Origin of the sequence: Streptomyces sp. MMBL 11-1 (assembly GCF_028622875.1) — a bacterium.
Classification (GTDB): Bacteria; Actinomycetota; Actinomycetes; order Streptomycetales; family Streptomycetaceae; genus Streptomyces.
The window spans coordinates 6,018,898-6,035,626 of sequence record NZ_CP117709.1; the positions used below are offsets into that span (position 1 = coordinate 6,018,898).

Sequence of the window (16,729 nt, forward strand, 5' to 3'; positions counted from 1 at the left end):
GCATCAGGAGTTCACGTGACCAGCACTGCGAACGGACCCGAGTCCGGGGCCCGGGCGGCCCATCCGGACCACCTCGGCCATGTCATCTTCATCACCGCGGCCGCGGCGATGGGTGGCTTCCTCTTCGGCTACGACAGCTCCGTCATCAACGGGGCCGTCGAGGCGATCCGCGACCGGTACGACATCGGATCCGGCACGCTCGCCCAGGTCATCGCCATCGCGCTGATCGGCTGTGCGATCGGCGCCGCCACCGCCGGCCGGATCGCGGACCGGATCGGCCGCATTCGCTGCATGCAGATCGCCTCGGTGCTCTTCACGGCCAGCGCGATCGGCTCCGCGCTGCCGTTCGCGCTCTGGGACCTGGCGATGTGGCGCATCATCGGCGGCTTCGCCATCGGCATGGCCTCCGTGATCGGCCCGGCCTACATCGCCGAGGTCTCCCCGCCCGCCTACCGCGGCCGGCTCGGCTCCTTCCAGCAGGCCGCGATCGTCATCGGCATCGCCATCTCCCAGCTGGTGAACTACGCCGTCCTCCAGATCGCCGACGGCGACCAGCGCGGCGAGATCCTCGGCCTGGAGGCCTGGCAGTGGATGCTCGGTGTGATGGTCGTCCCGGCCATCCTGTACGGGCTGCTCTCCTTCGCCATCCCCGAGTCCCCGCGCTTCCTGATCTCGGTCGGCAAGAAGGCGGAAGCCCGCAAGATCCTCGAAGAGGTCGAGGGGAAGAACGTCGACCTCGACGCCCGGGTGGCCGAGATCGAGACCGCCATGCACCGCGAGCACAAGTCCTCCTTCAAGGACCTGCTCGGCAACCGCTTCTTCTTCCTGCCCATCGTCTGGATCGGCATCGGCCTGTCGATGTTCCAGCAGCTCGTCGGCATCAACGTCGCGTTCTACTACTCGGCGACGCTGTGGCAGTCCGTCGGCATCGACCCGACCGACTCGTTCTTCTACTCGTTCACCACGTCGATCATCAACATCATCGGCACGGTGATCGCGATGGTGCTGGTGGACCGGGTGGGCCGCAGGCCGCTCGCCCTCGTCGGTTCGGTCGGCATGGCCGTCGCGCTCGCCGTCGAGGCCTGGGCCTTCTCCGCCGACCTGGTCGACGGCAAGCTGCCCGAGACGCAGGGTGTGGTGGCTCTGATCGCCGCTCACACCTTCGTGCTCTTCTTCGCCCTGTCGTGGGGTGTCGTCGTCTGGGTCTTCCTGGGCGAGATGTTCCCGAACCGCCTGCGCGCGGCCGCCCTCGGCGTCGCCGTGTTCGCGCAGTGGATGGCCAACTGGGCGATCACCGCCAGCTTCCCGAGCCTCTCCGACTGGAACCTCTCGGGGACGTACATCATCTACGCCTGCTTCGCCGTGCTCTCGATCCCCTTCGTGCTCAAGTTCGTGAAGGAGACCAAGGGCAAGACGCTGGAGGAGATGGGCTAGGGGTGCCCCCGCTGCCCCTCTCCTCCTGTCACCGCCCCGGCTCACCCGAGCCGGGGCGGTGCTGTGTCAGGCGGTCGCTCCGCGAAACAGCCGCAGGCTGCGGCAGACAGACAGACAGACAGACAAGCAGACAGGCGACGGTACCGTAGCTGACGTAGCGTCAGAAGCGTAAGGATCGACGTTCGCATTACCGCCAAAAGGTGCATATGACCCCCGTGGATCGGCTGGGGGGCAGCCGGGGCAGCGCCCGCGCCACGGCCGTGGCCGATACTGGACGGGTTATGGAACTCGTCGAAATCGTCATCCTCGCTGTAGTCATCGCCCTGGTCGCTGTCGGCCTGGTCGGCGGGCTCGTGGTCGGCAGCCGCAAGAAGAAGAAGCTGCCGCCCCCGCCGCCGAGCGCGCCGACCATCACTCCTCCCGCCGAACCGCAGGTCGGCGAGGAGGCCGAGACGCCGCGCGACGAAGCGCGGCGCACCATCGACGAAGTCGGCCTCCCGGACGCCACCGCGCCCGCTGAGGAGGCCCCGGTCGCCGAGGCTCCCGCGCCGCCCGCGCTGGAGGTCCCCGAGCCCACCGCCGGCCGGCTCGTCCGTCTGCGGGCCCGGCTAGCCCGCTCGCAGAACTCGCTGGGCAAGGGGCTCCTCACCCTGCTCTCCCGCGACAACCTCGACGAGGACACCTGGGAGGAGATCGAGGACACCCTCCTCACCGCCGACGTCGGCGTCGCCCCCACCCAGGAACTGGTCGAGCGGCTCCGCGAGCGCGTCCGGGTGCTCGGTACCCGCACCCCGGAGGACCTGCGCACCCTGCTCCGCGAAGAGCTGATCACCCTGCTCGGCCCGGACTTCGACCGCGAGGTCAAGACCGAGGGCGGCGCCGAGACCCCCGGCGTCGTCATGGTCGTCGGCGTCAACGGCACCGGCAAGACCACCACCACCGGCAAGCTGGCCCGGGTGCTCGTCGCCGACGGCCGCAGTGTGGTGCTCGGGGCGGCCGACACCTTCCGCGCCGCCGCCGCCGACCAGCTCCAGACCTGGGGCGAGCGCGTCGGAGCCCGTACGGTCCGGGGCCCCGAGGGCGGCGACCCGGCGTCGATCGCCTACGACGCGGTCAAGGAGGGCATCGCCGAGGGCGCGGACGTCGTCCTCATCGACACCGCCGGCCGGCTGCACACCAAGACCGGCCTCATGGACGAGCTGGGCAAGGTCAAGCGCGTCGTGGAGAAGCATGGCCCGCTGGACGAGATCCTGCTCGTCCTCGACGCCACCACCGGACAGAACGGCCTCGTCCAGGCCCGGGTGTTCGCGGAGGTCGTGGACATCACCGGCATCGTCCTCACCAAGCTCGACGGCACCGCCAAGGGCGGCATCGTCATCGCGGTCCAGCGCGAGCTGGGCGTACCGGTGAAGCTGATCGGCCTCGGGGAAGGGGCGGACGACCTCGCCCCGTTCGAGCCGGGCGCCTTCGTGGACGCCCTGATCGGCGACTGACCCCCTCACACCCCGGTACGGCGGACGGGCGGCGGCTCCTGGGAGGAGCCTGCCGCCCGTCCGCCGCTCCCAGTGCCCGCCGCGAGCGCTACGAGCGGTGGCAGACGTACGCCAGGGTCCCCAGCAGCAGTCGTGCCTGCGGGGGAGCGGCCGCGGTGTCCAGCAGCGGGGGCCGAAGCCAGTGGACAGGGCCGAGGCCGCCGAGGTCGGAGGGCGGGGCGGTGATGTACGTCCCCGGGCCGAGGCCGCGCAGATCGAGGCCCGCGTCGTCCCAGCCCATCCGGTAGAGCAGCTCGGGCAGTTCGGCGGCGGCCCCGGGCGCGACGAGGAACTGCGCCCGGCCGGTCGGAGTCACGGCGACCGGCCCCGACGGGAGCCCCATCCGCTCCATCCGCACCAGGGCGTGCCGCCCGGCCTGCTCCGCGACCTCCAGGACGTCGAAGGCGCGGCCCACGGCCAGCAGCATCGCCGCTCCCGGTGTCTCGGCCCAGGCGTCCGACGCGCGGTCGAGGCCGGTGCCCGCCGGGACCTCCCGGGCGAAGCCCAGCGGATGGGCTCCCGGCGCCGGACAGGCCGTCTCGCCGCACGAGCAGGACCCCGCCTCGGCCCGCGCCCCGGGCGTCACGGCCCAGCCCCACAGCCCGGTGTACTCGGCCACCGCCGTGCCCTCGGCGCCTCGGTGGCGTCGCCGCGCACCGGATCGCATGTCCCGGATGCCGCCGATCGTGAAGCCCATGCCCCCTCCAACGGGTCCGCCTCGTCGGTGGTTACGACCCGCGTCGCTCGGGTAACCCTCCGTCGCTGAAACTCGATCGAGTGGCGTGCGCGGTAGTGCGAAAGGGAGTGCGTCACGGAGTGCGCGCCCCCGAGTGCTGCCATCCGCTCGCCCTCGGTCCTGGTTGCTCAAGTCAAGCGCGCCCGGCGGCGGTCGGGTTCATTCGAAGGGGTGGCGAATGGTGGCGTTTCCTCAATCCCCCTCGCCGGAGAGGTGATCGTAGGATTACCGTCGGTACACGAACCCTGGGAGTATGTGCACTCACGGGTGTGCCGAGGGCAACCCGATTTCCTGTTCGATGACGTCAGAGATGTCGGTGACGTCGACGGGGTTTTCAACTCCCGTACGGACAGCACCGACGCACGGCATTCTGATAATGGTTCGCGCGATGAGGTTTCGGCGGGATGGGGGCGTTCCAGTGAGTGGCAGCGGCGCAGGCGACACGGATGCCGGGAAGCGTCCCAACGGGCAGTTGGGGTCGTGGTTCGTGCGCAGTGGCTGGTCCAAGGGCGAGCTGGCACGCCAGGTGAACCGGCGGGCGCGGCAGATGGGCGCCCTCCACATCAGCACCGACACCTCGCGGGTGCGGCGCTGGCTCGACGGGGAACAGCCGCGCGAGCCGATCCCGCGCATCCTCTCCGAGTTGTTCTCGGAGCGCTTCGGCTCCGTCGTCGCCATCGAGCAGCTCGGGCTGCGCACCGCCCACCAGTCACCCTCGGTGGCCGGAGTCGACCTGCCCTGGGCCGGCCCCCAGACCGTCGCCCTGCTCAGCGAGTTCTCCCGCAGCGACCTGATGCTCGCCCGGCGCGGCTTCCTCGGCAGCTCGCTGGCGCTGGCCGCGGGGCCGGCCCTCATCGAGCCGATGCAGCGCTGGCTGGTGCCCGTCCCCGCCCAGAGCCCCGGCGAGCCCGAGACCCCGGCCGCCGCCCACCGCCCCTCCCGGCTCTCCCGGCCCGAGCTGGACCTGCTGGAGTCGACCACCGCGATGTTCCGGCAGTGGGACGCCCAGTGCGGCGGCGGACTGCGCCGCAAGGCCGTCGTCGGGCAGCTGCACGAGGTCACCGACCTGCTCCAGGAGCCCCAGCCGGGGCCCACCGCCCAACGCCTCTTCCGCTGCGCCGCCGAACTGGCCGAGCTGGCGGGCTGGATGAGCTACGACGTCGGCCTCCAGCCCACCGCCCAGAAGTACTTCGTGCTCGCCCTGCACGCCGCCAAGGAAGCCGGCGACAAGCCGCTCGGCAGCTACATCCTGTCCAGCATGAGCCGCCAGATGATCCACCTGGGCCGCCCCGACGACGCCCTGGAGCTGATCCACCTCGCGCAGTACGGCAGCCGCGACTGCGCCACCTCCCGTACGCAGGCGATGCTGTACGCGATGGAGGCCCGCGCCTACGCCAACATGGGCCAGCCCAGCAAGTGCAAGCGGGCCGTCCGGATGGCCGAGGACACCTTCCTGGACGCCGGTCTCGACGGCGAGCCGGAGCCCGACTGGATCCGCTTCTTCTCCGAGGCCGAGCTGAACGGGGAGAACGCCCACTCCTACCGGGACCTGGCCTATGTCGCCGGCCGCAGCCCCACGTACGCCTCGCTCGCCCAACCCGTCATGGACAAGGCCGTCGAGCTGTTCGGCGAGGACGACGAGCACCAGCGCTCCTACGCGCTCAACCTCATCGGCATGGCCACCGTCCATCTCCTCCAGCGCGAGCCCGAGCAGTCCACCGTGCTCGCCGCCCGCGCCCTGAAGATCGCCAAGAAGGTCCGCTCCGAGCGGGTGAACACCCGCCTGCGCAAGACCGTCGACACCGCTGCCCGGGACTTCGGTGACGTGGCCGACGTCGCCCGGCTCACCGAGCTGCTCCACGAACAGCTGCCGGAGACCGCCGAAGCGGTCTGACCGGCCACCCCGGCCCCGGCCGCGGCGCCCCTTCCGTACAGCCCGACTCGGCTCCCCCATTGCCTGGTCACGCGGAGGGCGCCGTGGCCGGTTTCGTGTTCTTCCGGCCCCCGGGCGTTTCCACCGCGCCGTATGCGGTGTGCGCCGCGGGGCAGGCAGCGCACCGGACACGCCGCCCCGGATTCATGGGGCCGTAACACGTGGTCCCTCTTCGTCACGCCGGCGAAACATCGTGCGGCATCCCCGGAAACGGCCCTCAGCCAACCTCATGGCTCATAACCGGCCCGCACCTTCCCAGTGGTCCCGCAGCACTTCCCCGCACGCCGCGGCCGCACCGACGACGAGGAGACGCCGATGCCCCCAGGCATCACGACGCTTGCCGCAGACGCCCCCGGGCTGTCCGCCGCCAACACCGGGTTCATGCTCATCTGCTCGGCCCTGGTGATGCTCATGACCCCCGGCCTGGCCTTCTTCTACGGAGGCATGGTCCGCGTCAAGAGCACCCTCAACATGCTGATGATGAGCTTCATCAGTCTCGGGATCGTCACGGTCCTGTGGGTGCTCTACGGATTCAGCCTCGCCTTCGGCTCCGACATCGGCTCGGTCATCGGCTGGAGCTCCGGCTACGTCGGCCTCAGCGACATCGGCGTCACCGAACTCTGGGACGGCTACACCATCCCGGTGTACGTCTTCGCCGTCTTCCAGCTGATGTTCGCCGTCCTCACTCCGGCCCTGATCAGCGGCGCCCTGGCCGACCGGGTGAAGTTCACGGCCTGGGCGGTGTTCATCGCCCTGTGGGTCAGCGTCGTCTACTTCCCCGTCGCCCACTGGGTCTGGGGCTCCGGCGGCTGGCTCTTCGAGATGGGCGTCATCGACTTCGCCGGCGGCACGGCCGTCCACATCAACGCCGGTGCCGCCGCCTTCGGCGTCATCCTGGTCATCGGCAAGCGCGTCGGCTTCAAGAAGGACCCGATGCGGCCGCACAGTCTGCCGCTCGTCATGCTCGGCGCGGCTCTCCTGTGGTTCGGCTGGTTCGGCTTCAACGCCGGATCCTGGCTCGGCAACGACGACGGCGTCGGCGCGGTCATGTTCCTGAACACCCAGGTCGCCACCGCCGCGGCCGTCCTCGGCTGGCTCGGCTACGAGAAGCTGCGCCACGGCACCTTCACCACCCTGGGCGCCGCCTCCGGCGCGGTCGCCGGACTCGTCGCCATCACCCCGGCGGGCGGCTCCGTCAGCCCGCTCGGAGCCATCGCGATCGGCGCCGTCGCCGGTGTCCTGTGCGCCATGGCGGTCGGCCTGAAGTACAGGTTCGGCTACGACGACTCCCTCGACGTCATCGGCGTCCACCTCGTCGGCGGCATCATCGGCTCCCTCCTGGTCGGCTTCTTCGCCACCGGCGGCGTCCAGTCCGACGTCAAGGGCCTCTTCTACGGCGGCGGCCTCGAACAGCTCGGCAAGCAGGCCATCGGCGTCGTCGCCGTCCTCGCGTACTCTCTGGTCGTCTCCGCCCTCATCGCCCTCCTGCTCGACAGGACGATCGGGATGCGGGTCTCCGAGGACGCCGAGATTTCCGGCATCGACCAGGTCGAGCACGCGGAGACGGCGTACGACTTCAGCGGCGCCGGCGGCGGCACGGTCTCCCGCACCACCGCCCCCGCGACCGACCCGACGGCAGCACCGACGGCAGCACCGAAGGCAAAGAAGGTGGACGCATGAAGCTCATCACCGCGGTCGTGAAGCCCCACCGGCTGGACGAGATCAAGGAGGCCCTCCAGGCCTTCGGAGTCCAGGGGCTCACCGTCACCGAAGCCAGCGGTTACGGGCGGCAGCGCGGCCACACCGAGGTCTACCGGGGCGCCGAGTACACCGTCGACCTGGTTCCCAAGATCCGCATCGAGGTCCTCGTCGAGGACGAGGACTCCGAACAGCTTATCGAGGTCGTCGTCAAGGCCGCCCGCACCGGCAAGATCGGTGACGGGAAGGTCTGGAGCGTCCCGGTCGAGACCGCCGTCCGCGTCCGGACCGGCGAGCGCGGCCCGGACGCCCTCTGACCGACCGCCCGCGAACGGAAGGCAGCCGGGTGACGCGTACCGAAGTGACCACCGGAACCGAAGGCCCGGGACCCAGCGGCTACGCGGCGGCCCGGCTGCGCCTCCTCCAGCAGGAGGCGCGGCCCGGGCCACCACGCCGCGCGGCCCTCGCCCGCCTCACCGACGACTGGCTCACCGGCCTGTTCACCGCCGCCGCGACACGCGCCGGGGTGCGGGGCGCCGCCCTCGTCGCCGTCGGCGGCTACGGCCGGGGCGAGCTCTCCCCGCGCAGCGACCTCGACCTGCTCCTCCTGCACGACGGGAGCGCCGACGCGGCGGCCCTCGCCGCCCTCGCCGACGCCGTCTGGTACCCGGTCTGGGACCTGGGCCTGGCCCTCGACCACTCCGTACGCACCCCCGCCGAGGCCAGGAGGACCGCGGGCGAGGACCTCAAGGTCCACCTCGGCCTGCTGGACGCCCGCCCCGTCACCGGCGACCTCGGCCTGGTCGCCTCCCTGCGCACCGCGATCCTCGCCGACTGGCGCGACCAGGCCCCCAAACGCCTCCCCGCCCTCCACGAGCTCTGCCGGGAACGCGCCGAGCGGATGGGCGAGCTCCAGTTCCTCCTGGAACCCGACCTCAAGGAGGCCCGCGGCGGCCTCCGCGACGCCACCGCCCTGCGCGCCGTGGCCGCCTCCTGGGTCGCCGACGCCCCCCGCGAAGGACTCGACGAGGCCCGCCGCACCCTCCTGGACGCCCGCGACGCCCTGCACCTCACCACCGGGCGCGCCACCGACCGCCTCGCCCTCCAGGACCAGGACCAGGTGGCCCGGGCCCTCGGCCTCCTCGACGCCGACACCCTGCTCCGCACGGTCTACGAGGCCGCCCGCACCGTCTCGTACGCCACCGACGTCACCTGGCGCGAGGTCGACCGGGTCCTGCGCGCCCGCACCGTCCGCCCGAAGCTCCGGGCCCTGCTCAGCGGCGGTCGCGGCTCCAAGGCCGCCCCCGGACGCGTCCCGCTCGCCGACGGCGTGGTGGACGCGGACGGCGAAGTGGTCCTCGCCCGCGCCGCCCGACCCGAACGCGACCCGGTCCTCCCCCTGCGCGCCGCCGCTGCCGCCGCCGAGGCCGGCCTCCCGCTCTCCCGCCACCTCGTCCGCCACCTGGCGGCCACCGCCCAGCCGTTGCCGGTCCCCTGGCCCCCCGAGGCCCGCGAGGAACTCGTCACCCTGCTCGGCGCGGGAGAGGCCACCGTCGGCGTCTGGGAGGCGCTCGAAGCGGAAGGGATGATCACCCGACTGCTGCCCGACTGGGAACACGTCCACTGCCGTCCCCAGCGCAACGCCGTCCACACCTGGACCGTCGACCGGCACCTCGTGGAGACCGCCGTCCGCGCCGCCTCCCTCACCCGCCGCGTCCACCGCCCCGACCTCCTCCTGGTCGCCGCCCTCCTGCACGACATCGGCAAGGGCCGGCCCGGCGACCACTCCGTGGCCGGCGAGGCCATCGCCCGGGACCTGGCCACCCGGATCGGCTTCGACAAGCACGACGTCGGCGTCATCGCCACCCTCGTACGCCACCATCTGCTGCTCGTCGAGACCGCCACCCGGCGCGACCTCGACGACCCCGCCACCGTGCGGACCGTGACCGAAGCCGTCTCCAGCGCCTCCACCCTGGAACTGCTGCACGCCCTCACCGAGGCCGACGCGCTCGCCACCGGCCCCGCCGCCTGGAGCTCCTGGCGCGCCTCCCTCGTCGCCGACCTGGTCAAACGCGGCGCCGCCGTCCTCGCGGGGGAGTCCCCCGAGGGCCCCGGGGAGGCCGCGCCCGGCGCCGAGCACGAACGGCTCGCCATCGAGGCCCTGAGCACCGGCGAACCCGTCCTCGCGCTGCACACCCAGTCCGAGGAGCCCGCCGGGGACGGCCGAACGGAACCGGTCGGCGTCGAGCTCCTCATCGCCCTGCCCGACCGCCCGGGAGTCCTGCCCGCCGCCGCCGGAGTCCTCGCCCTGCACCGCCTCACCGTGCGCGCCGCCGACCTGCGCGCGGTGGAGCTCCCCGACGAGCTGGGGGAGCGGGCGGACCTGCTGCTGCTCAGCTGGCGGGTCGCCGCCGAGTACGGGTCCCTCCCGCAGGCCGCCCGCCTCCGCGCCGACCTCGTACGCGCCCTGGAGGGCTCCCTGGACATCCGGGCCCGCCTCGCCGAGCGGGAGGCCGCCCACCCGCGTCGGCGCGGCGTGAAGGCCCCGCCGCCCCGGGTGACCGTGGCCGCCGCCGGCTCCCGCCGCGCCACCGTCATCGAGGTCCGCGCCCAGGACGCCCCGGGCCTGCTGCACCGGATCGGCCGGGCCCTGGAACAGAGCGCGGTACGGGTGCACAGCGCCCATGTCTCCACGCTCGGCGCCAACGCCGTGGACGCCTTCTACGTGACCGGGACCGACGACGAACCACTGTCCCCGGCCCGCGCCGCCGAGGTCGCCCGGGAGGTCGAGAGGGCCCTCGGCCGGCCGCCCACGACAAGCCCTCGTCCGGCTGGTTCCGGGCGCGGGCTTGGCGTTCTCCGGCGGACGGATACCCTGGAGGGCGACTGACCTGCCCCGCCCCCGACCCTGAGGACCGACGAGCGCCGTGTTCGATACTCTCTCCGACCGCCTTAGCGCGACTTTCAAGAACCTCAGGGGCAAGGGCCGCTTGTCCGAGGCGGACATCGACGCCACGGCACGCGAGATCCGTATCGCCCTGCTGGAAGCCGACGTCGCCCTGCCCGTGGTCCGGGCCTTCATCGCCAACGTGAAGGAGCGGGCGCGCGGCGTCGAGGTCTCCCAGGCGCTGAACCCCGCCCAGCAGGTCGTCAAGATCGTCAACGAGGAGCTCGTCTCCATCCTCGGCGGCGAGACCCGACGGCTGCGGTTCGCCAAGACCGCGCCCACCGTGATCATGCTCGCAGGCCTCCAGGGTGCCGGTAAGACGACGCTGGCCGGAAAGCTCGGCCTCTGGCTCAAGGGCCAGGGCCACTCCCCGCTGCTCGTCGCCTGTGACCTCCAGCGCCCCAACGCCGTCAACCAGCTGAGCGTCGTCGCCGAACGCGCCGGCGTCGCGGTCTACGCCCCCGAGCCGGGCAACGGCGTCGGCGACCCGGTCCAGGTCGCCAAGGACTCCCTCGAGTTCGCCAAGGCCAAGGTCCACGACATCGTCATCGTCGACACCGCTGGCCGCCTGGGCATCGACCAGGAGCTGATGCGCCAGGCCGCGGACATCCGCGACGCCGTCAGCCCCGACGAGATCCTCTTCGTCGTCGACGCGATGATCGGTCAGGACGCGGTCAACACCGCGGAGGCCTTCCGTGACGGCGTCGGCTTCGACGGCGTGGTGCTCTCCAAGCTCGACGGCGACGCGCGCGGTGGTGCGGCCCTGTCTATCGCCCACGTCACGGGCAAGCAGATCATGTTCGCGTCGAACGGCGAGAAGCTGGAGGACTTCGACGCGTTCCACCCGGACCGGATGGCCTCCCGCATCCTCGACATGGGTGACCTGCTCACCCTGATCGAGCAGGCGGAGAAGACGTTCAGCCAGGAAGAGGCCGCCAAAATGGCCTCGAAGCTGCAGTCGAGCAAGGGTGGCAAGGACTTCACCCTCGACGACTTCCTGGCCCAGATGGAGCAGGTCCGCAAGATGGGCTCCATCTCCAAGCTGCTCGGGATGCTGCCCGGCATGGGGCAGATCAAGGACCAGATCAACAACATCGACGAGCGTGACATCGACCGCACCGCCGCGATCATCAAGTCGATGACCCCCAAGGAGCGCGCCGAGCCGACGCTCATCAACGGCTCGCGCCGCGCCCGTATCGCCAAGGGCTCGGGCGTCGAGGTCTCCGCGGTCAAGAGCCTCGTGGAGCGCTTCTTCGAGGCCCGCAAGATGATGTCGAAGATGGCCCAGGGCGGCGGCATGCCCGGGATGCCGGGCATGCCCGGCATGGGCGGCGGTCCCGGCCGCCAGAAGAAGCAGGTCAAGCAGGCCAAGGGCAAGCGCAAGAGCGGCAACCCCATGAAGCGCAAGGCCGAGGAGGCCGCCGCCGCCGAGCGTCGCGAGCAGGCGGCCCAGGGCGGTGGCGCGTTCGGTCTGCCCGCCCAGGAGGGCAAGAACTTCGAGCTGCCGGACGAGTTCAAGAAGTTCATGTAGGCGGCACAGCACGTGTAAGGGGCGCCCTTGAGAGAGGGCGCCCCTTACGTACGTCCTGTGCGCACGCCCTGGAGCGGGCGGCTCAGGTCACGCAGACCAGATAGCGGAAAACGTTCGGCATCCACACCGTGCCGTCCTGCCGCCGGTGCGGACGCAGGGCCTCCGCGACCTCCTTCTCCACCTGAGAGCGGTCCGTGGCCCGTACGGCGGCGTCGAAGAGCCCGGTGGACAGCAGGCCGCGCACCGCGCTGTTCACGTCCGCGTAGCCGAACGGGCAGGAGACCCGCCCCGAACCGTCCGGCTTCAGCCCCGCCCGCGCCGCCACGTCCTCCAGATCGTCCCGGAGTGTGGGCCGCCATCTGCCCGGGTCGGTGCGCGGCCCACGCGCGGACTCCGCCAGCCGTGCGGCCACCCGCAGCACCGCCGCCGTGGCGCAGCGCTCCGGCGGCCCCCATCCGGTCAGCACCACCGAGGCGCCCCGGACCGCCAACGGCACGGCCGACCGCAGCGCCGGCACCAGCCCCTCGGAGTCCCCGGCCGCACAGCCGATCGGCTCGAAGACGGTGATCAGGTCGTACGGAGCGCCGTCCGCGTCGGCGGGAGCGGGCCGCCCGTCCTCCAGCAGCCGGGCCCGACGGCGGGCCGGGTGCGGGGAGTGCGCGGGCATGTCGTCCCAGTCGGCGTCGGGCAGCAACCGCGCGCGGGCCAGCGCCAGGCGCTCCCGGTCGGAGTCCACACCCGTGACGTGCGCCCCCCGGGCCGCCGCGACGAGCATCGCGAGCCCCGAGCCGCAGCCGAGGGACAGCATCCGGGTGGCGGCCCCGACCTCCATCCGGTCGTACACCGCCTCGAACAGCGGCGCGAGCATGCGTTCCTGGATCTCGGCCCAGTCGCGTGCGCGGGTACCGGCGTCCGCCGGCGCGGAGGCGTCCGCGGCCGGCTGGTTCCGGACGAGCGTTGGTGTCATGGAAAGTGCCCCAATCCGCCAGGAGGTCGGTCGTGCCCGAGTGGACGTCCCCCGTGTGCGTGTGTTCCGCACCCCGTAGCCAGAGAACTGCGCATCCGCCGTTCCGTCCAGAGGGTGTGGAGCGGTGCTCGCGTGCCCCGTTCGTGTGCCCCCGTGCCACGTCTGTTCTCCGACCAGTCTCACCCGACACCCCGCGCCGGGCACGTCGAACCAGGGGGCGGGTAGTCTTTCGGGCGGATTCGTCAGGAGCGCGGGCCGCCCGCGCTCCTCACCACCGAAGCGCCGGGCGTACCGCACGCTGTGCACCACCTTGGTGTGAGCTGTGCGTCTTCTCCGCAGTTCTGCGCACCCGCCCTCGTCCGGACGCATCAAGGGCAACTGACTGGTACGTGCAAATTATTTGGGATGCCCCGGAATAGGAACACCGGGGCCCTCGGGCTCGTTGTCACGACGTGAGCACGACACCACCTGTACTTGCCGCAGAGCTGGCACAGGCGTGGGCCGACATTCAGCGGTACCACCCCGAGCTGCCCGATCTTGCCGCGCCCGAGTCCCTGATCGGAGAGTCCTCGTCCGCCTGTGGCGCCGAGCTCTCCTTCGAGCGACTGCTCCATGAGGCAGTCCACGGCATCGCCGCCGCGAGAGGAGTGCGAGACACCTCCCGCGCCGGCCGCTACCACAACCGACGCTTCCTCGCGATCGCCGAGGAGCTGGGCCTCGATCATGCCGAGGAACCCCACCCCAGCAGCGGATTCTCGCTGGTCACGCTGGTTCCGGAAGCCAAGCGCCGGTACCGCCCGACCATGGAACGGCTGCAGCGCGCCCTCAAGGCGCACACCGTCGCCACCGCAGCCGACACCAAGCGCTCCTTCCGCGGACCCGCCGCCCGGCACGGTTCCTCCGGGGGCGGTGTGCGGGTCAAGGCCGTCTGCGACTGCGGACGCAACGTCCGCGTCGTCCCGTCGGTCCTGGCGCAGGCGCCGATCGTCTGCGGTGGCTGCGGCAAGCCGTTCCGGATCCCGGAAGCGGCGGTCGCGGTGGGGTGAGCCGACGTGGTGTGGCACAATGGCTAGCTGTACTCGACAGTCGCACAGGACCCCTCTCTCCTCCGGCTGACGCGTCCATCGGGCACTCCGAGTACCGCAACCCCACGTGGCATCTAGTTGTGCCCAACCACGTCATAGACCAGGAGACACCACTTCCGTGGCAGTCAAGATCAAGCTGAAGCGTCTGGGCAAGATCCGTTCGCCTCACTACCGCATCGTCGTCGCCGACTCCCGTACCCGCCGTGACGGCCGGGCCATCGAGGAGATCGGCCTGTACCACCCGGTGCAGAACCCCTCGCGCATCGAGGTCAACGCAGAGCGCGCGCAGTACTGGCTGTCCGTCGGCGCCCAGCCGACCGAGCCGGTCCTCGCGATCCTGAAGCTCACCGGTGACTGGCAGGCCCACAAGGGTCTCCCGGCCCCCGCGCCGCTGCTGCAGCCGGAGCCCAAGGCTGACAAGCGCGCGCTGTTCGAGGCGCTGACCTCGGACGGCGACGAGGCCAAGGGTGAGGCCATCACCCCCAAGGCCAAGAAGTCCGACAAGAAGGCGGACGAGGCGGCTGAGGCCTCCGCGTCCACCGAGTCGACCGAGGCCTGAGCATGCTCGAGGAGGCTCTCGAGCACCTCGTGAAGGGCATCGTCGACAACCCCGACGACGTACAGGTTGCCGAGCGCACCCTGCGTCGCGGGCGCGTGCTGGAGGTCCGGGTCCACCCCGACGACCTCGGCAAGGTGATCGGCCGCAACGGCCGCACCGCCCGCGCCCTGCGTACGGTCGTGGGTGCCATCGGCGGCCGTGGGATCCGCGTCGACCTCGTCGATGTGGACCAGGTTCGCTGATAAGCGAGTTGAACACCGGCCAGGGCCGGGGAGGGCCTTCGGGCCGTCCCCGGCCTTTGTCGTCGGCCACCCGGACGTTTCCGACAGGTCGTCGACGTCCCCACCCCACCAATCGGAGAACAGCGTGCAGTTGGTAGTCGCGCGGATCGGCCGCGCCCACGGCATCAAGGGCGAGGTCACCGTCGAGGTACGAACGGACGAGCCGGAGCTGCGGCTCGGCCCCGGCGCCGTCCTGGCCACCGAACCGGCGGCGACCGGTCCGCTGACGATCGAGACGGGCCGGGTCCACAGCGGCAGGCTCCTGCTGCGCTTCGAGGGTGTGCACGACCGCACCGGCGCCGAGGCGCTGCGCAACACCCTGCTGATCGCCGAGGTGGACCCGGAGGAACTCCCCGAGGACGAGGACGAGTTCTACGACCACCAGCTGATCGACCTCGACGTGGTGCTCGCCGACGGCACCGGGATCGGCCGGATCACCGAGATCTCCCACCTGCCCTCGCAGGACCTGTTCATCGTGGAGCGCCCCGACGGCAGCGAGGTGATGATCCCCTTCGTGGAGGAAATCGTCACCGAGATCGACCTGGAGGAGCAGCGCGCGGTGATCACCCCGCCGCCCGGCCTGATCGACGAGAGCGAGGCCGTGATCGCCTCCTCCCGCGAAGAAGAGGAAGAGGCCGCCGGGGACGCGGACGAGGCGCCGAAGGGCGACAGCTGATGCGGCTCGACGTCGTCACGATCTTCCCGGAGTACCTGGAACCGCTGAACGTCTCCCTCGTCGGCAAGGCCCGCGCCCGCGGCGTGCTGGACGTCCACGTCCACGATCTGCGGGAGTGGACGTACGACCGGCACAACACGGTCGACGACACCCCCTACGGCGGCGGCCCGGGCATGGTCATGAAGACCGAACCCTGGGGCGAGGCGCTCGACGAGGCCCTGGCCGACGGTTACGAGGCCGGGGCGCACTCCCCGGTGCTCGTCGTGCCCACGCCCAGCGGCCGGCCGTTCACCCAGGAGCTGGCCGTAGGGCTCTCCGCCGAGCCCTGGCTCGTCTTCACGCCGGCGCGATACGAGGGCATCGACCGCCGGGTGATCGACGAGTACGCCACCCGGCTGCGGGTCGTCGAGGTCTCCATCGGCGACTATGTGCTGGCCGGCGGGGAAGCGGCCGTCCTGGTGATCACGGAGGCCGTGGCCCGGCTGCTGCCGGGCGTCCTCGGCAACGCCGAGTCCCACCGGGACGACTCCTTCGCCCCGGGCGCGATGGCCGACCTCCTGGAGGGCCCGGTGTTCACCAAGCCGCCCGAGTGGCGCGGCCGTACCATCCCGGACGTACTGCTCAGCGGCCACCACGGCAGGATCGCCCGCTGGCGGCGGGACCAGGCCTTCGCCCGTACGGCACTCAACCGGCCCGACCTGATCGAGCGGTGCGAGGCGAGCGCCTTCGACAAGAAGGACCGCGAGATCCTCTCCATCCTCGGTTTCGCACCGGAGCCCGGCGGCCGATTTTGGCGCAGGCCCACCGCCGTGGAAGAATAGGCCGCTGCTGTACGTCCGGTGTGCGCCCCTGCCACAGGGGGAAAGACGCCCGCCCGACGCGATCAGCACTCCGAACTCTCAACGACATCCCGTCGATGACCTGTGGCATCGGCGAAGAAAGCAGAAACCATGGCTTCCCTGCTCGATGGCGTCAACGCCGCCACCCTCCGTTCGGACCTCCCGGCGTTCCGCCCCGGTGACACCGTCAACGTCCACGTGCGCGTGATCGAGGGCAACCGCTCCCGTATCCAGCAGTTCAAGGGCATCGTCATCCGCCGCCAGGGCTCGGGCGTCAGCGAGACCTTCACGGTCCGCAAGGTCTCCTTCAGCGTCGGCGTCGAGCGTACCTTCCCGGTGCACAGCCCGATCTTCGAGAAGATCGAGCTCGTCACCCGCGGTGACGTCCGTCGCGCCAAGCTGTACTTCCTCCGTGAGCTGCGCGGCAAGGCCGCGAAGATCAAGGAGAAGCGCGACCGCTGAGCCGCCGGGCCATCCCCCTGGGGGTGCCCCGTCCACAGCATGGCCGGAT

The 16,729-nt window shown here is 71.4% G+C and carries 14 protein-coding genes and 1 pseudogene; 13 read left to right on the forward strand and 2 right to left on the reverse strand.

Annotated elements, in window-relative coordinates:
• The first annotated feature begins 15 nt into the window (after positions 1 to 15).
• Positions 16 to 1,434 carry a sugar porter family MFS transporter gene (locus tag PSQ21_RS26955; protein ID WP_274033737.1) on the forward strand — a complete coding sequence of 473 codons (1,419 nt, stop codon included), beginning with the start codon at positions 16 to 18 and terminating at the stop codon, positions 1,432 to 1,434.
• 281 nt (positions 1,435 to 1,715) lie between these two features.
• A complete protein-coding gene (gene ftsY / locus PSQ21_RS26960; RefSeq protein ID WP_097867067.1) occupies positions 1,716 to 2,927 on the forward strand; it encodes a signal recognition particle-docking protein FtsY in 1,212 nt (403 codons plus the stop codon).
• An 88-nt stretch (positions 2,928 to 3,015) separates the two neighbouring features.
• Here the strand turns inward: ftsY and PSQ21_RS26965 are convergent, their stop codons facing one another.
• On the reverse strand, positions 3,016 to 3,663 hold the full coding sequence (locus PSQ21_RS26965; protein ID WP_274033739.1) for a bifunctional DNA primase/polymerase: 648 nt from the start codon (positions 3,661 to 3,663) through the stop codon (positions 3,016 to 3,018).
• A 457-nt stretch (positions 3,664 to 4,120) separates the two neighbouring features.
• Here PSQ21_RS26965 and nsdA point away from each other — a divergent pair, with 457 nt between their 5' ends.
• The 5 genes and pseudogenes from nsdA (at position 4,121) to ffh (ending at position 11,811) form a co-directional block, all read left to right on the forward strand.
• On the forward strand, positions 4,121 to 5,596 hold the full coding sequence (gene nsdA / locus PSQ21_RS26970; RefSeq protein WP_274033741.1) for a transcriptional repressor NsdA: 1,476 nt from the start codon (positions 4,121 to 4,123) through the stop codon (positions 5,594 to 5,596).
• Between the two features lie 354 nt (positions 5,597 to 5,950).
• Entirely contained in the window at positions 5,951 to 7,315 is a 1,365-nt protein-coding gene (locus tag PSQ21_RS26975) for an ammonium transporter (protein WP_274033742.1), read from the forward strand.
• A complete protein-coding gene (locus PSQ21_RS26980; RefSeq protein ID WP_007452846.1) occupies positions 7,312 to 7,650 on the forward strand; it encodes a P-II family nitrogen regulator in 339 nt (112 codons plus the stop codon). The genes PSQ21_RS26975 and PSQ21_RS26980 overlap by 4 nt, the downstream gene beginning before the upstream one ends.
• A 29-nt stretch (positions 7,651 to 7,679) precedes the next feature.
• Positions 7,680 to 10,136 (forward strand): annotated as a pseudogene (locus PSQ21_RS26985) ([protein-PII] uridylyltransferase); the annotation flags it as partial.
• Between the two features lie 124 nt (positions 10,137 to 10,260).
• Positions 10,261 to 11,811 carry a signal recognition particle protein gene (gene ffh / locus PSQ21_RS26990; RefSeq protein ID WP_274033743.1) on the forward strand — a complete coding sequence of 517 codons (1,551 nt, stop codon included), beginning with the start codon at positions 10,261 to 10,263 and terminating at the stop codon, positions 11,809 to 11,811.
• Positions 11,812 to 11,893: 82 nt separating this feature from the next.
• Here the strand turns inward: ffh and PSQ21_RS26995 are convergent, their stop codons facing one another.
• Positions 11,894 to 12,778 (reverse strand): methyltransferase domain-containing protein, encoded by an 885-nt coding sequence (locus PSQ21_RS26995; RefSeq protein WP_274033745.1) that lies wholly within the window; start codon positions 12,776 to 12,778, stop codon positions 11,894 to 11,896.
• 452 nt (positions 12,779 to 13,230) lie between these two features.
• On the opposite strand from PSQ21_RS26995, the gene PSQ21_RS27000 reads away from it, so the two are divergent.
• From PSQ21_RS27000 to rplS, 6 genes are all read left to right on the forward strand, one after another.
• A complete protein-coding gene (locus PSQ21_RS27000) occupies positions 13,231 to 13,824 on the forward strand; it encodes a hypothetical protein (protein WP_274033747.1) in 594 nt (197 codons plus the stop codon).
• A 157-nt stretch (positions 13,825 to 13,981) separates the two neighbouring features.
• Positions 13,982 to 14,422 (forward strand): 30S ribosomal protein S16, encoded by a 441-nt coding sequence (gene rpsP / locus PSQ21_RS27005; RefSeq protein WP_274033749.1) that lies wholly within the window; start codon positions 13,982 to 13,984, stop codon positions 14,420 to 14,422.
• 2 nt (positions 14,423 to 14,424) lie between these two features.
• Complete coding sequence (locus PSQ21_RS27010) at positions 14,425 to 14,664, forward strand: RNA-binding protein (protein ID WP_003965959.1); 240 nt, start codon at positions 14,425 to 14,427, stop codon at positions 14,662 to 14,664.
• A 124-nt stretch (positions 14,665 to 14,788) separates the two neighbouring features.
• Positions 14,789 to 15,379, forward strand: coding sequence for a ribosome maturation factor RimM (rimM, locus tag PSQ21_RS27015; RefSeq protein WP_274033750.1), 591 nt, complete (start codon positions 14,789 to 14,791; stop codon positions 15,377 to 15,379).
• The gene (gene trmD, locus PSQ21_RS27020) at positions 15,379 to 16,200 is read left to right on the forward strand and encodes a tRNA (guanosine(37)-N1)-methyltransferase TrmD (RefSeq protein WP_274033751.1); all 822 of its coding nucleotides are present in this window, start codon (positions 15,379 to 15,381) and stop codon (positions 16,198 to 16,200) included. Before rimM ends, trmD begins: the two co-directional genes overlap by 1 nt.
• A 129-nt stretch (positions 16,201 to 16,329) precedes the next feature.
• Positions 16,330 to 16,680, forward strand: coding sequence for a 50S ribosomal protein L19 (gene rplS, locus PSQ21_RS27025; RefSeq protein ID WP_265599056.1), 351 nt, complete (start codon positions 16,330 to 16,332; stop codon positions 16,678 to 16,680).
• Positions 16,681 to 16,729 lie beyond the last annotated feature (49 nt).